This is a genomic window from Oleiphilus sp. HI0132 (genome assembly GCF_001635845.1).
In genome coordinates this window covers 1-848 of the sequence record NZ_LWGJ01000286.1, presented here as the reverse complement: position 1 = coordinate 848, position 848 = coordinate 1, and the positions used below count along the sequence as shown (strand labels likewise).

1 protein-coding gene is annotated in these 848 nt (G+C 43.9%); it reads left to right on the top strand.

Annotation, left to right across the window (positions count from 1 at the left end):
- Positions 1–848: AraC family transcriptional regulator (locus A3766_RS03485; protein WP_068641690.1), on the top strand; the 848-nt coding region annotated here is incomplete at both ends.

The window sequence follows — 848 nt, the reverse complement described above, 5'->3', positions numbered from 1 at the left end:
GATTTGAACTATGTAGACCCTTTGCTCCACTCACTTTGGTCTGAGTTGGGCGATGAAGCAAGTGGCTTCGTCGAAAAGCCACTTAAAATCGGCACGTTTAGCATGATGTGCCACGCTATAATTACTGCAACTAGCTTGCGGCATGCCTTGCTTAGAGCGAGTAAGTTTATAGGTCTGTTTGGCGATGAACTATCGATTAACTTGCTTGAACTAGAAGGCGAAGCGCATCTGGAAATCAAGTTTTCGAATGACTTGGGCTTTGATGAGGTATTTCTAATTACTTCGCTCTATATAATCTGGATTCGTCTGTCGTGTTGGTTGATTGAAAGGCCGATACTACTTGAGCGAATTGAGTTTACTTTCGCAAGGCCTCTATTCCATGAAGAGTACAAGTTAATGTTTCCTTGCCGAGTTGCTTTCTCTCAGGGGCAAAACCGGGTTGTGTTCAACAGCAAGTATTTAGATCTACCGGTTGTTCAGAATGATAGTACCTTAGCGCCATTTTTGAAAAATGCGCCGGCATCGCTACTAAAACAATTTCGTTCAGATGACAGTGTTACTGCGCAGATAAAAAGAATTCTATTGAGTCGTATGGGTGGCAGCTTGGAGATCGAGAATCTTAGCTTTGATCTTGTAGCCAGTGAGTTACATTTAACTACCCACACCGCTCGGCGACGCCTTAAAGATGAGGGTAGTTCATTTAAAGAAATAAAAGACAGTATTCGTCGGGATCAGGCTTTGGTGTTGCTGGCCAAGGCAAACCTGAGTATTAATGACGTTGCTTTGCAGCTCGGCTTTTCAGAAGCAGCAGCATTCAATCGCGCCTTCAAAAAGTGGACAGGGCAAAC